The sequence below is a fragment of the Rhodococcus sp. P14 genome, from assembly GCF_000256505.1.
GTDB classification, from domain to species: domain Bacteria; phylum Actinomycetota; class Actinomycetes; order Mycobacteriales; family Mycobacteriaceae; genus Rhodococcus; species Rhodococcus ruber.
The window spans coordinates 1-1894 of record NZ_AJFC01000222.1 but is presented as its reverse complement, the minus strand read 5'-3'; the positions used below and the strand labels follow the sequence as shown (position 1 = coordinate 1894).

Sequence of the window (1894 nt, the reverse complement as noted above, 5' to 3'; positions counted from 1 at the left end):
CCGGCCCAGCCGGTACCCGTGTCGATCGATCGGTCGACGAGGGGGCACACACGGACACCGTCACCGGGCTGCCGGAGTTCCCCGGCCGCGCGACGCCGGTGGCACGGTCACGACAGCGTGAACCCACCCCGTTAGGGTGGGCCCATGTCGGACTCCGCCGCCGGTAGCCCTGCCCGAACGCCGGGGCCCGGGCTCGAACCGAAGTCGATCCCCAACCTGCGCGACCTCGGCGGGTGGACCACCGGGGACGGCGCGTCGGTGCGCTGGGGCGTGGTGTACCGCTCGACCGACCTGAGCCGGGTCACCGACGCGGATGCGCGCGCACTCGAAGGACTGGGGCTGACGACGGTCGTGGATCTGCGAACGGCCGCGGAACGGGAGGCGGCGCCCGACCGGGTGCCGGCCGGCGTCCGGCATGTGCCGCTCGACGTGCTCGCCGATCGTGAGCACGGTTCGATCGCCGCACACATGAAGGAGTTGCTGACCGACGCCGCGTTCGCCCGGGAGGTTCTCGGGGACGGCCGTGGCGCCGAGTACCTGCGGGGCAGCTATCGCGACTTCGTGCTGCTGCCGAGCGCCCGGGCGGCGTACCGGACGCTGCTGCGCTCGCTGCTCGTCGAGGACGGGACCCCGGTTCTCGTGCACTGCACCACCGGCAAGGACCGCACCGGCTGGGCCGCAGCCGTGCTGCTGCTGGCGCTCGGTGTGGATCGCGACTCGGTGTTCGAGGACTACCTGCGGACCAACGAGATGCTGCTGCCGGCGTTCGAACCGATTCTCGCCGCGCTCACCGCGAAGGGAGTCGAGCGTGCGGACCTCGAATCCGTTCTCGGCGTCCGCGCCGAGTACCTCGAGGTGGCGTTCGCGACGGCCGAGGACGAATTCGGGTCGTTCGACCGGTACCTCGACGACGGATTGGGGCTCACGACCGCCGATCGGGACCGACTCGGGCAGGCTCTGCTCGGGTGAGATCCGGACCGACGCTACCGCGCGACCCGGATCATCCGACGCGACCGTCCCACTCGCGCACCAGCCTCGCCGGCGCCGTGACCCGGAACGACATGTCGAGCAACTCGGCGATCTCGTCCCAGTCGACGTCGGCCCGCTCCAGATCGAACCCGATCCACCCCGACGGACCGAGGTACGCCGGGTCGTAGGTGTGGGGCTGCCCGAGCAGGGCCTCGCGCTCGGCGGCGTCCGGTTTGACGATCAGCGATCGCGGGAACTGCACGCCCGTGGCCTTGACGGACCCGCCGTACACGGCGAACGCAGTCCTCGTGTAGAAGAACGGCCTGCCGTGCGAGATCTTCTCGGCGGCACCCGGGAAGGTCAGCGCCAGCCCACGTATCCGTGTCAGCAGCGGATCGGCCTCGTCGAACATGACGGGATGCGGCATACGCGCAGCGTACCGTCCGGCGGCGACACCACGACCGGCGTCCGTTCTCGCTGTTCGCGACGTCCCGGGCGGCGGGGAAGTCGTCCCGGCGGTCGCGGGCGCCTACGTCCGTGCGCGGGAACGACGACGCACCGCGGCGTACAGCGCGATGCCGAGCAGCGCCCCGGCCAGGTCCGCGCACCAGTCCCACACCGACCCCGACCGGCGCACCGCGACGGCGGCCTGGAGGACCTCGGTGAGCGCCGCGTACACGGCGAGCCAGGCGACGGTCGTGGCGGGCGGGATCCGGGCGAAGCGGGAGGCGTACGCGAGCACCGCGAACATCAGCGCGTGCGTGATCTTGTCGGCGTGCGGGAAGCCGGACGGGGTCGTATCGCCCGGCAGCATGAGCAGCACGGTGACGACCACGAGCGTGAGCGTCACCGGCGCGAACCGGGCGGTCATGGACGTTCGGTGACCGTCATGCCCCAGGCGCCCTCGGCGAACCGTCGCACGGCC

General features: G+C 71.9%; 3 protein-coding genes. 1 reads left to right on the top strand and 2 read right to left on the bottom strand.

What is annotated here, in order from left to right; genetic code table 11:
• Positions 1–144: 144 nt before the first annotated feature.
• The gene (locus tag OEY_RS0115615) at positions 145–969 is read left to right on the top strand and encodes a tyrosine-protein phosphatase (protein ID WP_010594789.1); all 825 of its coding nucleotides are present in this window, start codon (positions 145–147) and stop codon (positions 967–969) included.
• 31 nt (positions 970–1000) lie between these two features.
• On the opposite strand, the gene OEY_RS0115610 is transcribed toward OEY_RS0115615, so the two are convergent.
• Both OEY_RS0115610 and OEY_RS0115605 read right to left on the bottom strand, forming a co-directional pair.
• Entirely contained in the window at positions 1001–1396 is a 396-nt protein-coding gene (locus tag OEY_RS0115610; RefSeq protein ID WP_010594788.1) for an MmcQ/YjbR family DNA-binding protein, read from the bottom strand.
• Between the two features lie 102 nt (positions 1397–1498).
• Positions 1499–1840: a VanZ family protein gene (locus tag OEY_RS0115605; protein WP_010594787.1), complete on the bottom strand. Its 342-nt coding sequence runs from the start codon at positions 1838–1840 to the stop codon at positions 1499–1501.
• Positions 1841–1894 lie beyond the last annotated feature (54 nt).